The organism is Pontibacter toksunensis, from assembly GCF_042686245.1.
In the GTDB taxonomy this organism is placed as follows: Bacteria; Bacteroidota; Bacteroidia; order Cytophagales; family Hymenobacteraceae; genus Pontibacter; species Pontibacter toksunensis.
On the sequence record NZ_JBHUOX010000001.1, the window covers coordinates 1 to 19,295 of the forward strand.

The following is a 19,295-nucleotide window of genomic DNA, read 5'->3' on the forward strand; positions in this document are numbered from 1 at the left end:
GAGCTCAACACGGGAGTGTATATCCTGGTAGTGAGTACAGGCAAAGAGGCGAAGCAATACAAATTAGTCAAAGCAAAATAAGCATGAACATAAGGCTGGTTGCTTGTAGTACAGCTGAAAGCCTCGGGTCTCGTTTTTCTGTTTTCTATTCTACTACATGATTCTCCTGTTAAAGGCTCCTCATCCCGGGGAGCCTTTTCCTGTTTTTGAACATGTGCTTTATTCAATTTACAGCACATCACATAAATTGTATTCCTTGGGAATGATACCTGTTTCTGTCTAAGCTGCCGTTGCTGTAGTTCATCCAGCGGCACCAGACCTAAGGTTCTATAGCTTTTGCTCTGCTCCCTAGGCCGAGAGGCCTCATTGTGGGGATAGGGGCCCTCTTAAGGGCATCGCGCTGTGTAAAGAAGCTGTCGGGGGTAGGGGGGCTGTACTCGCGCTGCCTCTATGCGTTCAGCACCGCAATATTTAGTGGGCCTCTCCCCCAGGAACTCAACCCAGAGACTGGAAGCCCATTTACTCCGTGCCAACGCCTTTTAATGGATTATTGATGAAAGAAGCTTTAGGCAATCTGGTATCAAACCCTCTCTAAACTGTTCAGATACCTCTTGTATAAGGCGGCACAAGCCAGTGCATCGCTGAGCGCATCATGGTGATTAAGTTGTATGTGGTATTCCCGGCAAAGTTGTGCCAGCCCTTTCTTGAATATTTTATAGGTACACTGCTGCTCGTATGTCGGTTGTTGCACCTTGTAGTAATCCAGTGTGTGGCGCAGGCAGCTGAAGTCGAAAGCACCATTATGAGCCACTACTGTCTGCTGCTGGATGTATGGCTTAATCTGCTGCCATACCACATCAAAGGTAGGAGAGGTGCAGGTGTCGGCTGCTGATATGCCGTGTATTTCAGTGTTGCGGTAGAAATAGAAATTGTCGGGCGGGCAGATTAATTTATTTATTTTTTCGGTTATCTGTCCGTTCTCGACCCGAACCAATCCAATCTGGCAGATACTCCAGCGCTTTCCTTGCGCTGTTTCAAAATCAATAGCTGTAAAAGAGTGCATGCTGGGATAAAAAAGTTTATGTGCGGCAAGATAGGCACCTCCTGCCTGAAAGCAAAAGGCAGTTCAGAGGTAGCATATGATTTCAGTAGCTATAGGAAGGGAAAGAACATGAAGCAGAAGCCGACAAGTTACTTTTTCCTCTTTAGCAGGAGAGGAAACTATTTCTGCGGGAGGGTAGTCTGAAGATCGTCTTTCTGCAGTTGTTTTGATTTTTACAAACAACTTCATCGTTTGCAATGAACTACTGCGGTGAATAACTTTTAGATATCAACAGGCGACACATGTAGTAAATTGGCATGATCCAGAGATTTCTCACCCTGCCAGCGGTAAGCTACAAGTTTGCCTGCCTTGGCCACACTGTAATCGACGCAGCACACGTTCTTTTCATATACGCTCGTTGGAGCGTTGCCGGGTAGCCAGTAATGCCCGAAGAACACAGGTTTTTCTGTAGGAGGGTACGGTTTATTTTTGCTGACCAGTATTTCCGGTACCAGTTCGTCTGTAAGGGTGTCGTAGGTGCTGACACTGTACTGCCTGTACGTAATCTGCTTCGGGCTGAGCCACCATTTTATCCGTAGTGCGTTTCTAGGGTGCCCGTCTTTATCCGTAAACGACAGTCCCTCTGGCATCGACAGCTCTTTACCTTTCAATGTTACTTCAAGCGCTTCTGTGAATTGTGCCTGTTTGTTATACTGGTGCAGGAGTATTTCATCTGTTAGCCGGTCATTCAGAAGGGTTTTCCGAAGGTGCTGAATAGAAGTTTCGTCCCAGCAGGCATGCACAGCTCTTAAGTTCTCCTCTTCATGGTAAAGCGGCAGGGTTTTAAACCAATGGATATAGCTTCTGTAGGCTGCTTCGTCTTCTGTAAACTGTTCAACCGTGCGGGCATGTTGTGAGACATTTCTGTGGGAGTGCTCGCGCAGGTATTCCCCGTCAGTGCCCCTTGTGTTGTAAAGAATAGCATTGAACTCATGGTTACCCATTAGTGCTATGGCAGCATTATTCTCTGCCATAGCGCGGACTATCTCCAGCGTTTCTTTTATTTTAGGCCCTCTGTCGATGTAGTCTCCCACAAAAATCACTTTCCTCTCCGGGTGGCGGTAATAACCCTTACTTTTTTCATAACCCAGCTTTTGCAGCAACAACTCCAGCGCGTCTGCGTGGCCATGTATGTCTCCTATGATGTCGTACATATGTGTGTGCTAATGGTTATATAAGGCATCCCTTCCTTCGGGGTTAACTTCAACAGCCTGGCCAGTTTTATTGAAGCCGGTTTTGGGCCTGATGATACAGCCTTACAATTGCAAAGATACTGCGGTTCATTGGTTTCAACTTTAATTTATGTTAAGGATAAATTAATTATGCGTATGTATGGCCTTTCCGGGAGGCTAAAGCTGCACTTAAAACAAACGGACGTGCAGTATAAAACCGCGCGTCCGTTTCTTCATTGATTGAATTTTATGATTTAGAAGTTGTAGCGTACGCCTATACCGCTCTGCCCATGAATCCAGCCCGGTGCATCAAATACCTCAATGAAGGCATTGGCATCTAGGAAAATGGAGAAAGGCACTTCTTTGAATGTATACTCGAGGCCTATCACACCATCCACACCAAGGTCAAGATCTGTAAAGCTTTCATAGTATTCCCTGTCATCGTACTTATACCTGTAATGCACATTTGTGAAACGTGCCTGAGGGCCAACCCCATAATAAAACTGCAATCCATTGGCACCGGAAATATCATGGTGTTTCAGCCAATGTACCTGTAAGGCTGTTGTAGGCCCGGCGCTATGCCCCTTATAGTCATACAATTTCCTGTTATCAAACCTGTCATATCGGTAGAAACGGTCATCGTAACGGTAGCCCCAGCGGTAAGACCTTCCCAGGTTGATTTCCCAGGCAGTGTTCCCACTATACTTTTTAAAGGTGATACCGGCAGGGTCGCCGAAGCGCAGGCCAATGCCCATTTTCTTATTAGAGGATGATGAGGCAGAACTGGAACGGCTGGACTGGCTGGAAGCCTTGTTGTTTCTGCCATTGGAGCCATTGCTAGCGGATGCGTTTCTGGCGTTGTTGTTATTGCTGTTCCGGCCTTTATCCTCTGTTACCAGTTCAGACGCAACATAGCCTGTCTGGCTGTTATAAGATACTTTCACCCAATTACTATTGGTGCGTTCGACCACTTTTACGTTGGAACCTTGCGGAATTTTTGCCAGCACCGGCTGGTCTGTGCCCGGGCCTTTCCTGATGTTGGCTCCGGACGAAGAGCTTATAACATACGTTTGTGCATGTGCAGATACAAAAAAGAGCACACATAAGAGGGTAGCGAAGAGGTGCTTGAATGATGGTCTCATTTATTCAGTTGTTTATATAGCAAAGCTACTATATTAGCTTTTATAAGCAATGTGTAATTTGTATTATTTTTTATAAGCCTGTTTTAAGAAAGTTTGTTATCAGGCTGTAAGGCTGTTCATGCGGTATGTAAAACCCATTGACAACTTATGTTTTAGTATTTTATAAATATTTGATATTTAGTTTCCCTTTCTTTTAATAGAAAAAGTTCTACACTAATTCTAATGTAAAGTATGTTCTGCAACCAACTACTGTATTTGCCTAATAATAGAATTGTAGGTGCTGGTACCTTTGATTCTTTCAACTGCTGAATGGCTTTTAGCAGAAACCATTGGCTCATCCATCAGCAATCAAAAAATGTACAGCATCAGTGGATGAAGTGGAAGCAGAAAGCTTTTAGCTGAAAACCGGTGATGAGAACAGTTTCATCACATATTTGGCCCTGTTCGTCCCTTTTGTTTTACCGCCTCTGAGCTTAGATGTAAAATTGTGCTTCAGAAAGTCGGGAAGTTCGGACATAAAACCACAACTACGCTCAGAAAGGAGTTTATATGTTGCTTCGCTTTAGCACATTAACCTTAAGCATGTGATAAGAGTTGATTGTCTTTTAATATCCTTATTTACAGCGCCCTTTTAAGCGGGTGTATCTGTGGTAATTTAGTAGAGAAAGAAGTATCTTCAGCAGGTAAAAATATAGCTTAATATGAAGGCAATTGCAGTAGATGATGAACCGATGGCCCTGCAGGTAGTGCGCTCTCATGCAGCAAAAGTGCCTTATTTAGAGTTAGTGGCATGTTTTACAGATGCCTTCAAGGCGTTGGAATACCTGCAAAACGAGCCTGTAGACCTGCTTTTTCTCGATATCAAAATGCCCGACATTTCCGGGCTTGAGTTTGTAACGAGCCTGCAAAAAAAACCGCTTGTTGTGTTCACAACAGCCTATTCAGAGCATGCGGTTACAAGTTTCGAGCTGGATGCGATTGATTACCTGCTGAAGCCTTTCTCTTTAGCCAGGTTTTTGAAAGCGTGCAACAAGGCACAGGAACTCTTGCAACTGCGGGGCAACGCTGTAGCTGTTCCCAAAGAGTATGTATTTCTTAAAACAGGTTATGAACAGGTAAAGGTACATTTTGATGAAATCCTGTATATGGAAGCGGCAGGCAATTATGTCACCTTTGTGATGGAAGATAAGAAACTGCTGTCGCGGATGACAATTGGGGAAGTATGTGAACTACTGCCAGCGGATAAGTTTATACGCGTGCACCGTTCCTACATTGTAGCCAAAGGCAGGATAGATAAAATTGAGCGCCACCAGGTTTGTGTTCAAGGGCATGATGTGCCTGTTGGTGCCTCTTATATGCAGCAGTTGCAGGTTTGAAGAAAGTGTAGGCTCGAATTTTATAACTTGATTGAAGAAGGTACGGTTTATAGGAAAGGCTATAGGATTGCCTTTCATACTCGTTCAGAAGAGGAAGGGTTTTCAGCTGGAAATAAAGCACCTGGCAAGCTGCTGGAAAGCTACAGCATCAGGCACTTCTGCGAAGCGAATGGCGGTCACTGTACCAACAGGGTGGCATTGTGCAACAGCATGATACCAGTTCAATTCTGAACAGGTACCGCCCTATAAAAAGTCATACTTACTGCTTCAGGTATTAGCTTAGCTGTAACTGTGCAAGAGAGGCGTAGGCGGATCTTCCGCTCCTTTCAGGAATAATTGTCAGTTCCAGAGCTTTCACAGCCTCGAGCTCTACGTTGTATTCCTCGGCTTCTGTTGTAGTATGGGGCGGACTAAAGTTGTATTGCTGCCTTACAAGATCGCGGTATGCTTTTTCATTGGCAGGTAGCCAGCGTATCAGGAATTCCTGCATACGTTCCTGATCCTCTTCCCGGAACAAAAGCTGAATTTTCCTCACTTTCTGTGGCTCATCAAACAAAATACGAATGGTTTGTTCACCTGGCTCCGCCGCCTTCCACTGTGTGTTCTCATCAGAGGTAAATGCCGCCTCAATCGGGTGCTTCTCGTCTTCTGATGTTATTTCAACCTGAGCCAGTGACTCCAGGTTTAAGCCACCCGGTATAGCAGCGCCATACTCTTGCTTTTCCGTATTAATTATCTTCTTACGCATTTTCAACTCTTTAAAATGTAAGTGCATTTCAGGTAAAACGGCTCCCATAAAGGTTATAGCATCGCTTCGCCATCATCCCCTTTACATCATGAATTCCTGAACTGGATACATTGTAGTTTACTCTGATAGCGGGTATAAGTTTACGATAGCTTCCGTCGCGTATATGTCATTGGCTGATAACGCCTTCACTTTCTTTTCCTGCGCCTTTTTATTGTGTCTTTTGCTGAATGATAATTATGCTCTGGATGGAAAGAGATTCCAGATGATGCTATCTAAATATCAGCTTAACAGAACTGTATTATGTAAAAGAGCTGATAAAATTATACTTCATCCATTACGTGTTATATTAATGTTGCCATCAGAATAAAAGTTGCCTATCAGGGCTGGTAGGATGTGACTTTTTTTATTTTACAGCGTATTAGCTGAGGCAGGCTTCTGTATACTTTTCTGTTACTGCAGCCCTTAAAGCACCACAACCCCTTACTGAGAACAAATTTATGCGAGAAGAAACACAGGATAACTTTGTACAAACCACAATAGAAAAAACAGAAGATAAGGTTAGGAGAACAGATAAATCTCATAACAGAAAAAAAGAAAGGAAAGAGACAGGCTTAGAGAGCTTTCTGGAGAACATGCCTGACGTGGTATGCCTCTCGCACCTGCGGTGGGACTTTGTTTACCAGAGGCCACAACACCTGCTCTCTCGCTTCGCACAACACGGGCGCTTATTTTTCTTCGAGGAGCCTCATTACGGAGATGTACAGGAGCCTCATCTACATATATCAAGCCGCGGAGAAAACATTTACATAGCGGTACCACAGTTACCACACGGGCTTCAGACTGAGGAAGCAGAAGAGATACAGCGCAATTTACTTGATGATTTGTTTCAGAGCCAGTCAATTGAAAAGACGGTACTCTGGTATTACACCCCCATGGCCCTGAGCTTTTCTGACCACCTGCAGCCATTGCTTACTGTGTATGACTGCATGGATGAACTGTCAGCTTTCAAATTTGCCCCCACACGCCTGAAAGAACTGGAACAGGAGCTGTTTAAGAAAGCTGATGTGGTTTTTACCGGAGGTCAAAGCCTGTACGAAGCAAAGCAAAAGCAACACCAGGCAGTTTACGCTTTTCCCAGCAGCATTGATAAGGCTCATTTTGCGCAGGCTAGCCAGGAAATGCCACAGCCACCAGACCATGCTGCTATACCTAAGCCACGCTTGGGCTATTATGGTGTTATAGACGAACGCATGGATTTAGAGCTACTGGCGGCCCTTGCTGATGCCAGGCCGGAATGGCAGTTTGTTATGGTTGGACCAATAGTGAAAATAGACCCGGCGATGGTGCCGCACCGTCCTAACCTTCACTACCTCGGCGGCAAATCATACCAGGAGCTCCCGACCTACTTAAGCGGATGGGATGTGGCACTAATGCCGTTTGCCATTAATGAATCTACTGCTTTTATCAGCCCAACCAAAACACCGGAATACCTGGCTGCAGGAAAACCAGTTGTATCTACGCCGATTCGTGATGTAGTGCGCCCTTACGGCGAAAAGGGGCTGGTGCATATTGCCGGTACCCCGCAGGAATTTGCAGAGGCAGTGGAGTCAGCAATGCAGCAGCAGGCGGATGAAGAGTGGAAGGAGCGGGTACAAGCTTTTATGGCAAACATGTCGTGGGACCAGACCTGGCAGCACATGGTGGAATTGTTAGCGGAAGCAGCACACCAAAAGGGTGGTAAGTAGAAATATAAGAAAGAACAGAAACACAAGAGGATATACTATGTTTGATTACTTAATAATAGGAGCAGGTTTTGCTGGTAGCGTTCTGGCTGAGCGGCTTGCCTCACAACTAAACAAGAAAGTACTTATCATTGACAAGCGAAACCACATAGCAGGCAACGCTTTCGACCATTATAACGAGGAGGGGATACTGGTGCACAAGTACGGGCCGCACATCTTCCACACCAACTCCAGGGACGTGTTCGACTACCTCTCCAACTTCACCGAGTGGCGTCCCTACGAGCACCGGGTGCTGGCCAGCGTGGACGGGCAGCTGGTGCCCATGCCCATCAACCTGGACACCATCAACAAGCTCTACGGGCTGAACCTGACGGCCTTCGAGGTGGAGGGCTTCTTCCAGTCCGTGGCAGAGCAGGTGCCCGAGGTGCGCACCTCCGAGGATGTGGTGGTGAGCCGGGTGGGGCGGGAGCTGTATGAGAAGTTCTTCCGCAACTACACCCGCAAGCAGTGGGGCATGGACCCCTCGGAGCTCGACAAGTCGGTCACCTCGCGGGTGCCCGTGCGCAGCAACCGCGACGACCGCTACTTCACCGACACCTTCCAGGCCATGCCAAAGCACGGCTACACGGCCATGTTCGAGAAGCTGCTTTCCCACCCCAACATCAAAATCATGCTCAACACCGACTACCATGAGATAGTGGACGTGATTCCCTTCAGGAAGATGATTTTCACAGGGCCCGTGGACGAGTACTTCGACTTCTGCTACGGCAAGCTGCCCTACCGCTCGCTGGAGTTCCGGCACCAGACCCTGGAGCAGGAGGTGCACCTGCCCACGGCGGTGGTCAACTTCCCCAACGAGCACGCCTACACCCGCGTCACCGAGTTCAAGTACCTGACGGGCCAGCAGCACCCCAAGACCAGCATCGTCTATGAGTACCCGCAGGCGGAGGGGGACCCGTACTACCCCGTGCCCAAGGCAGAGAACGCGGCGCTGTACAGGAAGTATAAAAAGCTGGCTGATGAAACACCGGGTGTATACTTTGTAGGGAGGCTGGCAACCTACAAGTACTATAACATGGACCAGGTAGTGGCCCAGGCACTGACACTGTTTAAAAGATTCGAAGATGAGAGCAGGCAGAAAGCAGAGTTAGAAAGAGTAGCTCTGAACGTAAACAAAAAAGTCCGCGTGCTGAATGGCACTAAAGAAAGCACGAGTAAAAATGGTAAGCATTAAATAGAAGCACGGATTAAATGAGAGGACACAAAAAGAGACCTGCACAATTCAAGCTGTGCAGGTCTCTTTTTGTATCCTCTTATAAATAAAAGAATTTTGCGCTGCTGCAACCTCTACCCCTCCATTGTTAAACCTACCTTTTGCAAGTGTAAGTGGTGAGTAAGCACTAGAATGTTATTCTTTCGAATAAAGCCAATCAGGCTAACCCCATAACTATTTAAGAGATCTAACCTGCTCAATTCTGATCCCTAGTGCATTAGTGTTGACATGCTATCAAAGTATAATATAAGCAGGATAGAAAATTAACCTCTTAGTCGTCTCTCGAATTCAGTAATCCTGCTGGCACAGATAATTCCCCTGAATGTGGATCTATAAGACCGTTGCGTTCTTCCTCAATGTTAGTGGCCTGGGTATAAATATCACCGGCAATAGCTCGCTTACGGAGCTCCTGCTTGAACAATCTGATGTTCTCGGCTCTTTCTTCTGAACCCTGAGGGCCGCCATAGTCTGAAAAACCAAAACCTCCCCACTCACTCACAATAATCGGTGTCTGCCCGCGGTAAAAGTATGGATCGCCTACAACGAGAGGGAATGCTGCCACACCTACCATCTGGCCTGCTGTTATCTGATCGAGCAATTCTTTCCACCGATCCAGCTCCGGTGTATAAAGGTGGGCTGTTAGAATATCGGATTTCAGCTTTCCTTCATAAGAGATATGCTGCCAGCCGTCGTTGTCTACTACCAGGAACTGCGGGTACCTTATTTTCATGTAATGATAGGCATCCATGATATACTGGCGTGTATTCGGGTTTGTGGCGATGTCCTGTGCACCCCAGTCTTCATTGTACAAACTCCAGATAACAATGGAGGGATTGGTCTCAATCAGTGCCAGCATGCGTAGCAACTCGTCCCGGTGGTTGGCACGGCTTAGCGGTGTGGAGCTATGAGGGCTGGGAACTTCAACCCATAAAAGCAAGCCAATTTCATCAGCCAGGTTATAGATTCTGGGATCTACTCCCGCAATATGCACGCGAACCAGGTTGCAACCCAGTTCTTTCATAGCATACATGTGGCGCCTCATTTCTTCGTAGGTGGCTGTGCCTGGCTGATAAAGAATGCCATCAATGTAAATTTCTTCGTTGTTGAGGTATAGGTGTCGGCCCCTGGCCTCAAACTTCCTTAACCCAAAGTTTGCTTCTATTTCGGCAGTATATCCATTCTCATCTATCAGCTGGGCCACCAGCCGGTAAAGGTGAGGATTGTCAGGAGACCAAAGTTCCGCGTCCGGCATATCCACTACTACAAACTGATGCTTTTGTCCTGCCTCCAGGTGTAAGGGAAAGTCTGATTCGGCAATAGGCTCCTGATTTTCCCCATTGCCACGTTCTAATATTTTAAGCCGGATGGTGTAGTCGCCTGGGTCATGAATACGGGTGGTAAGGCCAAACCGCACCAGGGAATCCTCTATGACACTGATAACGCCTACCCGGGAGCGCAACCGGTTTCGCTCTACTGTTTCCAGCCACACACTCCGTACGGCACCGGTATAGGTTTGGTACCAGATGCCCCCGCGCTTGTATACATGCGACTCCTGCTTGCCTCTCGGAATTTCAGCATCCATAGAAGAGGCAATTCGGACTGTTAAATAGTTGAGTGACAGCAAATGTTCTTCATCTATTTCATAAGAGAAGGAGGTGTACTCTCCATAGTGTACTTCCTCTCCATCCAGCGTGGTCAGAAGGCGGCCGTTGAGCCACACGCGGGTTTCATAACCACATGCGCCAAAGGTAAGCTGGAACATGGAGGGGGAGGAGGTGCTTCTTTCAGGACGGGGGAACTCCCGCTCATACCACACAATTACCTTGTCCTGCCAGGGCTGTGCCTGTTTCTGGCCTTTAGCTGCAGTTACATGTGCTTCCACCGAGCCCGGCCAATGTGCCGTGTGGTCATACTTGTGTCCTAAATACCATTCTTCACGGAGCCCTCGGTCTTCATTGTCTAGCGAAAAGTGCCATTGCCCGTCCAGGAGGTAATGCGAGTTGGGGCGGAGAACTGCACGGGGTAACGGGTTTTCCTGAAGTTCAGTAGGAGTATGTTCTTTTACAACTTTTGTAACATTGAAGCTTTGGTGTATGGGATTCATAGTTGGCAGGTATTTGTGCGGTTTAAGTAGATATGACTTTTAAACGGGATAACCCGCGGTACAGATTATGATTTTAGCCTGAACATTTATGACATGAATGAAATAAAAAAGGAGAGTAACGGCAGAAACTTATAAACAGGTTGTTGGTTGAAGCGCTTTGTACCTTTATGATAGCTCAGAACCGGATACTTTTTCAGCAGCTCTTTTATTTTCTGTTTACAGGCAGGTGAAAGTATATGTCAGCATTTTACCTCCGGCAAGAGATATGGGAAGAGAGCCTTTTTATGGAGCTGACGCCTCATAAGCCTGACTGGAAAAGGAGGCAATAACAGGAGGGGTGGGTTCAAAAATTTCCTGCTCTCTGAAATACCGCCCAAGCGCGTCCTCCAGGCTTGGCAGTATTAACCCCCTTTCGCTATGGAGCACGCTGCTTACCGGGCGTGTAGCCTTGTAGCCAAAGTTTTTGAAGGGAACGGGTTTAACAAGCTCCCTGTTATACCCGCTTAATTTTGCTACCTCTGAAGCTAAGGAAGCCCAGGATGTTTCACCTTCGTTCGCCAGATGCCAGCCTCATCATCCAGAAGGAGGTCCAGGCCGGCATGTACCATATCGGGTTCATAGGTTTGGGAAAAGCAGAGACTAAGAGAAAAAGTTATGGATAAAGCTGATGGCCATGGCGCCTTCACCCACACTGGAGGCTACCCTTTTGGTGGAGCCGCTGCGAATATCCCCTACGGCAAAAAGACCAGGTTGTGAGGTTTCCAGAGGGTAGGGAGGACGGTCTAAATCCCAGTTGTAGCACTCCAGATCGTAATGGCTTAACTCGTTTCCGGTAAGAATGAAGCCCTTTCTGTCCATACATATCAGGTCCTTCAGCCAATCAGTGGCAGGAACAGCGCCAATGAACAGGAACAGGTTATTTAATGTGAGAGTACTCTTTTTTCTGGTTTTGCTGTTGGTGATGGTTACCCTTTCCAGGTTTTCTTCTCCTTCAAGGCCGGTAACCTCAGCGTTATTATGCACCACAATCTTTGGTTCGTTCTCCACGCGCTTTATCAGGTAAGATGACATGCTGCTTTCCAATGAATCGCCCCGGATGATAACGTGTACCTTTGCAGCAAATGTAGACAGAAAAATGGCTGCCTGCCCTGCTGAATTTCCGCCTCCCACAATAGCGACTTCTTCTTTCTTACAGGTGTTTGCTTCGGTGGTGGTGGCGCCATAATAGACGCCGCGGCCTTTGTAAAAATCTATATTGTCTACGGTTAAGCTGCGGTATTTCGCCCCGGACGCAGCAATGACCGTACTGGCATAGATAGATTTACCTTCTTTTGTCCTCAGTTCAAAATGGTTTTTGTGGCGGATCAGCTTTTCAGCTTCCATGGGAACCGACACGGTGCACCCAAACTTCTGGGCCTGCGTGTAAGCACGGCTCGCCAGTTCGCTGCCTGAGATGCCTGTCGGGAAGCCAAGGTAATTCTCTATTTTAGAGCTGCTGCCGGCTTGTCCCCCAGGACCCACTTTGTCGATGGTGATGGTGTTCAGCCCTTCGGAGGCGCCATATACACTCGCTGCCAGTCCGCCCGGACCGGCACCTACAATGAGTATGTCGTATTTATCTTTCTCAATGATTGCACTTAAGCCAGTGTGATGCGCGATGTCCTGGAGGGAGGGTTTGCGGTACACGTTGAAGTCAGCGTCTATAATAACGGGTGTTTCCTCCTGCCTAATGTTGAAGTGGAGCAATATCTCTTCCGCCTTTTTATCTTTTTCCAGATCGAGCCACACATAGCGTAGGTGGTTTTTGGAGAAGAAATCACGGATAGCATAAGTTTCCGGGGAGAACCTGGATCCAAGCAGCGTAAAGCCCGTTTTATTTTTTCTCAGCAACTCTTTTCGCCTCAGGATAAAGGCGGTGATAAGAATATCGTTCAGGTCGGGGTAAGTGGAGATGATTTCTGAAAGCTTTTCGTTCGGAACCCGGATGAGTTTACAGTCGGTCTTAGCTACGGCCTTAAATACAGAAGCCCTTTGAGAGAGGATGTCACTGTCGCCTGTAAATTCTCCCGCTGTATGAGTTGTAATCAGTTTGTTCGGCAGAAATGGATCAATGATGTCGACTTCGCCTTCAAGTACAATGAAAAAGTCGAAGCCGCGCTCTCCCTCATCTATTATAACCTTACCTTCTTTATAATTTCTTACTCTACCTTCTTTCCTGAAAATTTCTATCTGCTTCTCTGTCAGCGTTGGGAAAGACTTTTTTGTTCTCATTTATGTAGGGCTTAAACTGTAATCGTAATTGGGGTGTCAGGTGCTGACAAGGAACTTATACGGCAGAAAGGCGGAATATATATCATTTTCTTTTTGAGATGCCGCAGTTTTGTTTGCGTTTGCTGATTGTGGAAATGTTGCAGTCACTGAATATATATGGAGTTGATTAATCTGTCTGTACATATGCAGATTCCTTTTAACTTTCAGTAAATTTGACCTCACAAAAGAATTTAAATTCTTGCGCATGGAGTTTTTCCAAAAGTTGTTTCAATCAGACTTCATGCCCCATGGGCATTGTTATTTCTGGAAGCCTGAGATCCTGTGGCTAACAGTAGGAGGAGACGCCTTAACCGCGGCCGCCTATTACTCTATCCCGCTGATGCTGCTTTACTTTGCTAAAACCCGGCAGGATTTAGCGCACAAACATGTGTTTTTCCTGTTCGCGGCTTTTATTCTCCTTTGCGGCACCACCCATGTGCTGGATATCTGGACGGCATGGGTGCCGACGTACCGCTTGGCCGGCGTAGTGAAAATGGTCACCGGACTGGTGTCAATAGCTACAGCTGTAGTACTCTATAAATCTATACCTGCTATGCTTGCCATACCGAGCAATGTGCAATTAGAGTCGGCAAACTTGCTACTGAAGGAAGAGATAAAGGAGCGGGAAAAGACACAGGCTGAGCTTAGCCTGGCGAAAAATGAGCTTGAAACACGTGTGCAGGAGCGTACGGCGCAGCTCTTTCAGGCTAACCGCGAACTGGAGGCGGAGATTGAGGAAAGGAAGAAGGCACAGAAAGCCTTACTGGACCGAAACCAAGACCTGGTACGTATAAATGCGGACCTAGATAGTTTTGTATACCTGGCCTCCCACGACCTGAAGTCTCCTGTAGCGAACATGGAAGGGCTTCTGGACGCTCTACGCGAGGAAATGGCTGCCCCGGATGGCGCAGTAGAGCCAATCCTGGAGCGCTTTGAGACTTCTGTCCGCAAGATCAACCGAACCATACAGGATTTATCTGATGTGAGTAAGTTTCAGCGACGCTCTGATAATGAAATAATGGAAGAGATTCCATTTGAAAACCTGTTGGGTGACGTGTTGGGTAGCATCCAGTTGATGGTACAGCAGTCCGGGGTGGAGATTCAGACTGATTTCAGTCGCAAGCCCTCTGTCTGCTTTATCCCACAGCATCTGCAGAGCATCCTGCAAAACCTCCTGACCAATGCCATTAAGTACAGGTCTCCGGAACGGGCTCCTGTCGTGAAAATAAGTACAGAAGAAACAGAAGACTTCGTGGTGCTAACAGTAAAGGATAACGGCATAGGTATTGATTTAGAAAAACACAGGAAAAAGATATTCAACCTGTTCAAGCGTCTGCACGACCATGTAGAAGGAAACGGGGTAGGGCTTTATGTTGTTAAGCGCATAATCGACAACTATCAGGGTAAAATTGAAGTGGAGAGTCAAGTAAATAAAGGAACAGCCTTTAAAGTATACTTCAACAAAAGCAATGCATCAACCTTAAATTCTGCCGCTTTAGCTAACCCGGTAATGGCCTAGCAGTATGTTAAGTGCTAATGGCGGAAAAGCAGCAGCGGAAAGCCATATTAAATTCCTGCCTCTTAAAGGGAGTTAATAACATCAGGTACATTGTTTTGCGCAGCGTTCACAAGCGGGGAGACGGGGTACGTTTTCATCTTGTCCGCGTCGTACGGCTGCAGCAGCTTCAGTAATTCCTCCTTCGATTCATGCTCATCCAGCCAGAGTTCTTCTGCTTCCGGGGACAACATCACGGGCATACGGTTGTGAATGGGCTTCACCAGTTCATTGGCTGATGTGGTAATGATAGTGTAGGTGTGCAGTATCTCGCCTGTGCTTTTGTCAAGCCACTCATCCCATAGCCCGGCAAAGGAAAAAGTTGCTTCGTCTTGCAGCAGTATCCGATACGGCACTTTCCCCTGTGAAGTCACCTGCCACTCAAAAAAACCATCAGCCGGCACCAGGCAGCGTTTCGATTTCAGCAGGTTTCGGAAAGAAGTTTTCTCGGCAAGTGTCTCCGCCCTGGCATTAATAGCGCGCTTCACCGATTTCACATCTTTTGCCCAGAAAGGCTGCAGTCCCCATGAAAAGAACTGCAGGATGTCAGGCTGAGTGTTGGTGACCACAGGCAGGTTCTGCGATGGAGCCGCGTTATAATGGGTCTCTTTCAGGCTCTTCGCCAATAGTTTCGCCGCCTTTGAGTCTCCTTTTGCTTTTGGAAGTACTGTATATCTGCCGCACATAATAATCAAGTTGGGTAGAGCCTATAATACGCACGAACTATGTGTTATGCTACAAGCTGTTGCACATCCTGCCTGAATACCTGCAGAATTAACATGTAACGCTCCCTGCCCTTTATACCATCTGATTAAATGTATAATATATTGAAATGATTAAGATACGGCACCCGAGGTAAAGGAGCTGGTACAAAAGCAGTTGCAGAGGCATGAACACCTTGCATAAACCATCGACTACATGTGTGCCAGGCATGTTTATACATGTGTTTTTTTACTGTGCTACAAATTTCTTATTTTGATGCTGCCATTCATCCTTAGAAGGAGGTGATCCAAGGCCAGTTTAGCCTTCTAAAACAATGCACATACACATTAACCTTTAATGTTGTCAAACTATATGAATCTACCTAACCGGAAGTACCTTTGTATAAAAACAGTACTTCTTCTGACTTTCTCCTCCGTCTTACTCACCCAGGTTTCCTGCCAGAATGCGGCAAATGAAAATGAGGTGGTGAGTGCCGACAGCTCCAGAATTGTGGAGTTAGAAATCCCCCAGCTTCAGCAGGAGTATAAAAACGGCACGCTTACCGCGAAAGAAGTTGTGCAGGCTTATTTAAATCGCATCAGGGAAATTGATGACAGTGGTCCGGAACTTGGGTCCATTATCTCTGTAAATCCGGATGCTCTCCAGATAGCGGAGCAGTTGGATAAAGAGAGGAAGGAAGGAAAGGTCAGAGGCCCGATGCATGGTGTACCCGTGGTGCTGAAAGATAACATCGACACGCATGATAAGATGCCCACTACTGCCGGCTCCAGGGCTTTGGCCAGTTCATACCCTTTGCAGGACAGCTATGTAGCAAAGCAGTTAAGAGAGGCAGGAGCCATAATCATTGGCAAAGCCAACCTGAGCGAGTGGGCAAACTTCAGGGGCGAGATGTCTACGAGTGGCTGGAGCGGCCTTGGCGGGCAGACAAAGAACCCATACGTGCTGAGCCGTAACCCATGTGGCTCCAGTTCCGGATCAGCTGTAGCGGTGGCTGCCAACCTGGCCGTGCTGGCCGTTGGCACAGAAACAAACGGTTCCATTGTCTGCCCAGCGCAAGCCAGCGGTATAGTAGGTATTAAACCAACGGTAGGTCTGATTAGCCGCTCCGGTGTCATCCCGATTTCTTCTACCCAGGATACGCCGGGCCCAATGGCACGTACGGTGCGGGATGCGGCCATCGGACTGGGAGCCATGGTGGGTGTTGATGCCGCAGATGAAAAAACAGCAGCGAGCCAGGGGAAGTTTTACCAGGATTATACACAGTTCCTGAAAGCAGATGGCCTGAAGGGAAAGCGTATCGGGTTCTACAAGGCACCGCTGGGAGCAAATTATAAAGTAGACTCTCTTATGCTGAAGGCGGTGGATTTCCTGAAAAGCCAGGGAGCAGAGATTGTGGAGATAGACCAGATAGGAGGCAGAGAGGTTGGCGCTAGTTCATTTGAGATTATGTTGTATGAATACAAGCAAGGGCTAAATGACTATTTTAAGTCGCTGGGGCCTGATGCACCTATAAAAAACGTAGAAGAGCTGATCTCTTTCAATAAAGCGGACACTGTAGAGCTACAGCATTTTAACCAGCGCTACCTGGAGATGGCCCAGGAAAAAGGAGACCTGAACACAAAGGAGTACAAGGAGGCTCTGGCCAAACTGATGAAAGGCAGCAGGGAAGAGGGCATAGATAAGGTAATGGACCAGCATAACCTGGATGCCATTGTAGCACCAACAGGAGGCCCGGCCTGGAAAACAGACCTGGTAAACGGCGACAGCTTTCAGGTAGGCAGTTCTTCTCCTGCAGCCCAGGCTGGCTATCCCTCCATCACCGTACCGATGGGTTTCGTTGGAGAGTTGCCGGTTGGAATTTCTTTCTTCGGGAGGGCCTGGAGCGAGCCTATTCTACTGGAAATTGCATATGGCTATGAAACCGGTACGAAACACCGCAAAGCGCCTAAGTTCCTTCAATAAGGCTTAAAATCTAAGGTTCGGTTTTGCATTTTGCTGGATGGAGCTGCCGTGATAACAGGATTATCAGCTACAAAACAAAGACCTGCTCCTACTAGCCTGATGTTGGGTGGTACTAAAAACATAAAATGGGTATCAAATTTAGCACATATTGCTTATCGAGTATCTTAATTCTTGGTACCACAGCCAGTGTGTTAGCTCAGGAAACTGACGAAAGAGTTGCTTGGCTCAGGCAGAACGCTATTCCTATCAGTCTCACTTCATTCCCTGACTCGCAAGCCTTAGCCTATTTTGATAAAGCCCTTGCAGGTAAACAGGTGGTGGTGTTAGGGGAGCAGAACCACGGTGACGGGACTACATTCCAACTTTATAGCAATCTGGTGAAGCTGCTACACAGCAGGTATGGATTTGATGCGATTGTGTTCGAGAGTGGATTTTACGACTGCCACAAAGCATGGCAAAGCATAATGCAGAAAGAAGATGCTCAGACAGCAATTAATAATAGTGTTTTTAAGCTGTGGGCTCATAGCGAGCAAGTGCAGCCCATGATTGGCTATATTGCTGCCCAGGCGAACACGCCCAACCCATTGGAAGTAGGTGGCTTTGATTGTCAGTTTACGGGCTACTACGGCAAAAAGGTCTTCCTCACTGAAGTTGATTCCATCGTACAAGTTCTGAGCCCCGGCTACTTTACCTCTAAAGAGTACAGGAGTTTCAGGAAAACCGCTAATAGCATTACAGATTATAGTTTACCTCCTGTTTTACCTTCCACTGAGGAACGGTTACTTTTTGACCAGGGCATTAATCAAGTTTTAGCTTTATTGGAGGCATCTCCATCTAAGGAGAGAGCTTTCTGGCTGCAGGCGATGAAGAACCTGCAGGTACAGTCAGGGGTTGTTTGGTCACTTCAGAAGGTGAGCACAGGGAAGATGACTGGAAGGGAGTTAAATAACATGAGGGATGTGCAGATGGCAAAGAATGTTGTTTGGCTGCTGGAGGGCCCCTACAAAGGGAGGAAAATCATTTTATGGGCAAACAGTGCCCACACCATGAAGAACACTGAATCCTTAGTTCCTCAGTCAGGGCGAGACGTCTTCAAGGGAGCTACCACGATGGGCGACCATCTGTTTGATATATATAGAGAGAGGCTGTATGTAATTGGTACATTATCCTACCAAGGGCAGACAGGTCTGGCACATCACCCTCAAATAACAGAGGTCGCACCTGCGCCAGCAGGAAGCCTGAACCACCTATTTCACTTAGCCAATCAGGAAGCCGCTTTCCTTGACTTAAACACGCAGGAATCGCAGAATAGCTGGATTAGCCAAGATATCATAGCCCGTCCAGACGCTTCCATATTGTTTCAAGCAGACTGGACGAAAGTTCTGGACGGTGTTTTCTTTGTTCATGACATGAAACCAAGTAGAAAAGCCAAAAGCAACCAAAGTAACGGAAAATAGCAAGACTCAACACCACCTTTACGGCAGCTGTGCCACCGCAAAGTCTAATCCGAAGTTACATCTGGCCAGTAGGAGCAGGTATTTTCTTTAAAGTACATTTTCGACCTTAAGCAGTGTCTTCATTCACCAATTATTTCTGACGAAGTCCATCTTCAAGTTTATAAATAAATTTTATGTAGCAGCAGGTTTTAGTACTGCAGGATTAAACCCACCTTTCTATTGCTCAAAATGCCAGCTACTCTTCTTTTTCCTGCTTGTTTTCTAGGTGGTAATCTCTTTGACGTATTGCTAATAGAGCAGCGATTTTATAAATTGTATTTATGCATTCTATAGTATAACTATAAGGGATGCATAGCAGCTAAAAGCTGCTGTTCTACGGGTGCGGTATAGAGGAGCCATGGGAATAGTTGCCGGAGTCTCCGCTGCAAAGGAATTTAGGGTATTTATACGTCATTCCTGTTATTCTATCCTTCCCATGAAAGTAAAAAAATTAGAAGATTACTCTCCCCTGAAACCAACTGGTATAAGGTTTTCTGTTGCCTTCTGCCTTGCTTTTTCATCTCTGACTTCCTGTTTATCCGGCTGCTCATCTCCTAAACCAATACAGGCAGATTCGATAGATCGCACAA

At 46.8% G+C, this 19,295-nt stretch carries 15 protein-coding genes; 6 read left to right on the forward strand and 9 right to left on the reverse strand.

The genetic code is table 11. The annotated features are described in order from the left end of the window. Positions 1–580: 580 nt before the first annotated feature. The 3 genes from ACFS7Z_RS00005 to ACFS7Z_RS00015 all read right to left on the reverse strand — a co-directional run bounded on the left by ACFS7Z_RS00005 (position 581) and on the right by ACFS7Z_RS00015 (position 3,416). Entirely contained in the window at positions 581–1,063 is a 483-nt protein-coding gene (locus tag ACFS7Z_RS00005) for a 3'-5' exonuclease (protein ID WP_377478950.1), read from the reverse strand. Positions 1,064–1,323: 260 nt separating this feature from the next. Then, the gene (locus tag ACFS7Z_RS00010) at positions 1,324–2,256 is read right to left on the reverse strand and encodes a metallophosphoesterase (protein ID WP_377478953.1); all 933 of its coding nucleotides are present in this window, start codon (positions 2,254–2,256) and stop codon (positions 1,324–1,326) included. A 272-nt stretch (positions 2,257–2,528) separates the two neighbouring features. Beyond that, on the reverse strand, positions 2,529–3,416 hold the full coding sequence (locus ACFS7Z_RS00015) for an SH3 domain-containing protein (RefSeq protein ID WP_377478956.1): 888 nt from the start codon (positions 3,414–3,416) through the stop codon (positions 2,529–2,531). 701 nt (positions 3,417–4,117) lie between these two features. Between ACFS7Z_RS00015 and ACFS7Z_RS00020 the strand changes: the two genes are divergently transcribed. Continuing rightward, entirely contained in the window at positions 4,118–4,792 is a 675-nt protein-coding gene (locus ACFS7Z_RS00020) for a LytR/AlgR family response regulator transcription factor (protein WP_377478959.1), read from the forward strand. A 274-nt stretch (positions 4,793–5,066) separates the two neighbouring features. Here the strand turns inward: ACFS7Z_RS00020 and ACFS7Z_RS00025 are convergent, their stop codons facing one another. Then, positions 5,067–5,540 carry a discoidin domain-containing protein gene (locus ACFS7Z_RS00025; RefSeq protein ID WP_377478963.1) on the reverse strand — a complete coding sequence of 158 codons (474 nt, stop codon included), beginning with the start codon at positions 5,538–5,540 and terminating at the stop codon, positions 5,067–5,069. A 497-nt stretch (positions 5,541–6,037) separates the two neighbouring features. Between ACFS7Z_RS00025 and ACFS7Z_RS00030 the strand changes: the two genes are divergently transcribed. Further along, positions 6,038–7,285: a glycosyltransferase family 1 protein gene (locus tag ACFS7Z_RS00030; RefSeq protein WP_377478966.1), complete on the forward strand. Its 1,248-nt coding sequence runs from the start codon at positions 6,038–6,040 to the stop codon at positions 7,283–7,285. 37 nt (positions 7,286–7,322) lie between these two features. After that, entirely contained in the window at positions 7,323–8,516 is a 1,194-nt protein-coding gene (glf, locus tag ACFS7Z_RS00035) for a UDP-galactopyranose mutase (protein ID WP_377478968.1), read from the forward strand. A gap of 310 nt (positions 8,517–8,826) precedes the next feature. Here the strand turns inward: glf and ACFS7Z_RS00040 are convergent, their stop codons facing one another. The 3 genes from ACFS7Z_RS00040 to ACFS7Z_RS00050 all read right to left on the reverse strand — a co-directional run bounded on the left by ACFS7Z_RS00040 (position 8,827) and on the right by ACFS7Z_RS00050 (position 12,930). Then, positions 8,827–10,659 (reverse strand): sugar-binding domain-containing protein, encoded by a 1,833-nt coding sequence (locus ACFS7Z_RS00040; protein WP_377478971.1) that lies wholly within the window; start codon positions 10,657–10,659, stop codon positions 8,827–8,829. 282 nt (positions 10,660–10,941) lie between these two features. After that, positions 10,942–11,220 carry a sugar nucleotide-binding protein gene (locus tag ACFS7Z_RS00045; protein ID WP_377480627.1) on the reverse strand — a complete coding sequence of 93 codons (279 nt, stop codon included), beginning with the start codon at positions 11,218–11,220 and terminating at the stop codon, positions 10,942–10,944. A gap of 78 nt (positions 11,221–11,298) precedes the next feature. Next, positions 11,299–12,930: an FAD-dependent oxidoreductase gene (locus ACFS7Z_RS00050; RefSeq protein WP_377478974.1), complete on the reverse strand. Its 1,632-nt coding sequence runs from the start codon at positions 12,928–12,930 to the stop codon at positions 11,299–11,301. A 244-nt stretch (positions 12,931–13,174) separates the two neighbouring features. Here ACFS7Z_RS00050 and ACFS7Z_RS00055 point away from each other — a divergent pair, with 244 nt between their 5' ends. Beyond that, complete coding sequence (locus ACFS7Z_RS00055; protein WP_377478978.1) at positions 13,175–14,488, forward strand: sensor histidine kinase; 1,314 nt, start codon at positions 13,175–13,177, stop codon at positions 14,486–14,488. Positions 14,489–14,550: 62 nt separating this feature from the next. Here the strand turns inward: ACFS7Z_RS00055 and ACFS7Z_RS00060 are convergent, their stop codons facing one another. After that, a complete protein-coding gene (locus ACFS7Z_RS00060) occupies positions 14,551–15,210 on the reverse strand; it encodes an SOS response-associated peptidase (protein ID WP_377478981.1) in 660 nt (219 codons plus the stop codon). Between the two features lie 388 nt (positions 15,211–15,598). On the opposite strand from ACFS7Z_RS00060, the gene ACFS7Z_RS00065 reads away from it, so the two are divergent. Further along, positions 15,599–17,209, forward strand: coding sequence for an amidase (locus tag ACFS7Z_RS00065; protein WP_377478984.1), 1,611 nt, complete (start codon positions 15,599–15,601; stop codon positions 17,207–17,209). 125 nt (positions 17,210–17,334) lie between these two features. Continuing rightward, positions 17,335–18,666, forward strand: a complete 1,332-nt coding sequence (locus ACFS7Z_RS00070; protein WP_377478987.1) for an erythromycin esterase family protein — start codon at positions 17,335–17,337, stop codon at positions 18,664–18,666. 498 nt (positions 18,667–19,164) lie between these two features. Here ACFS7Z_RS00070 and ACFS7Z_RS00075 read toward each other — a convergent pair whose 3' ends face one another. Beyond that, positions 19,165–19,293, reverse strand: coding sequence for a hypothetical protein (locus tag ACFS7Z_RS00075; RefSeq protein WP_377478990.1), 129 nt, complete (start codon positions 19,291–19,293; stop codon positions 19,165–19,167). Positions 19,294–19,295: the final 2 nt, after the last annotated feature.

What these genes read in the sequence shown, in the direction of transcription:
- glf (WP_377478968.1), top strand. Translation starts at nt 7,323, where the DNA reads ATGTTTGATTACTTAATAATAGGAGCAGGTTTTGCTGGTAGCGTTCTG.
- ACFS7Z_RS00050 (WP_377478974.1), bottom strand. Translation starts at nt 12,930, where the DNA reads ATGAGAACAAAAAAGTCTTTCCCAACGCTGACAGAGAAGCAGATAGAA.
- ACFS7Z_RS00025 (WP_377478963.1), bottom strand. Translation starts at nt 5,540, where the DNA reads ATGCGTAAGAAGATAATTAATACGGAAAAGCAAGAGTATGGCGCTGCT.
- ACFS7Z_RS00010 (WP_377478953.1), bottom strand. Translation starts at nt 2,256, where the DNA reads ATGTACGACATCATAGGAGACATACATGGCCACGCAGACGCGCTGGAG.
- ACFS7Z_RS00020 (WP_377478959.1), top strand. Translation starts at nt 4,118, where the DNA reads ATGAAGGCAATTGCAGTAGATGATGAACCGATGGCCCTGCAGGTAGTG.
- ACFS7Z_RS00040 (WP_377478971.1), bottom strand. Translation starts at nt 10,659, where the DNA reads ATGAATCCCATACACCAAAGCTTCAATGTTACAAAAGTTGTAAAAGAA.
- ACFS7Z_RS00015 (WP_377478956.1), bottom strand. Translation starts at nt 3,416, where the DNA reads ATGAGACCATCATTCAAGCACCTCTTCGCTACCCTCTTATGTGTGCTC.
- ACFS7Z_RS00030 (WP_377478966.1), top strand. Translation starts at nt 6,038, where the DNA reads ATGCGAGAAGAAACACAGGATAACTTTGTACAAACCACAATAGAAAAA.
- ACFS7Z_RS00070 (WP_377478987.1), top strand. Translation starts at nt 17,335, where the DNA reads ATGGGTATCAAATTTAGCACATATTGCTTATCGAGTATCTTAATTCTT.
- ACFS7Z_RS00005 (WP_377478950.1), bottom strand. Translation starts at nt 1,063, where the DNA reads ATGCACTCTTTTACAGCTATTGATTTTGAAACAGCGCAAGGAAAGCGC.
- ACFS7Z_RS00065 (WP_377478984.1), top strand. Translation starts at nt 15,599, where the DNA reads ATGAATCTACCTAACCGGAAGTACCTTTGTATAAAAACAGTACTTCTT.
- ACFS7Z_RS00055 (WP_377478978.1), top strand. Translation starts at nt 13,175, where the DNA reads ATGGAGTTTTTCCAAAAGTTGTTTCAATCAGACTTCATGCCCCATGGG.
- ACFS7Z_RS00060 (WP_377478981.1), bottom strand. Translation starts at nt 15,210, where the DNA reads ATGTGCGGCAGATATACAGTACTTCCAAAAGCAAAAGGAGACTCAAAG.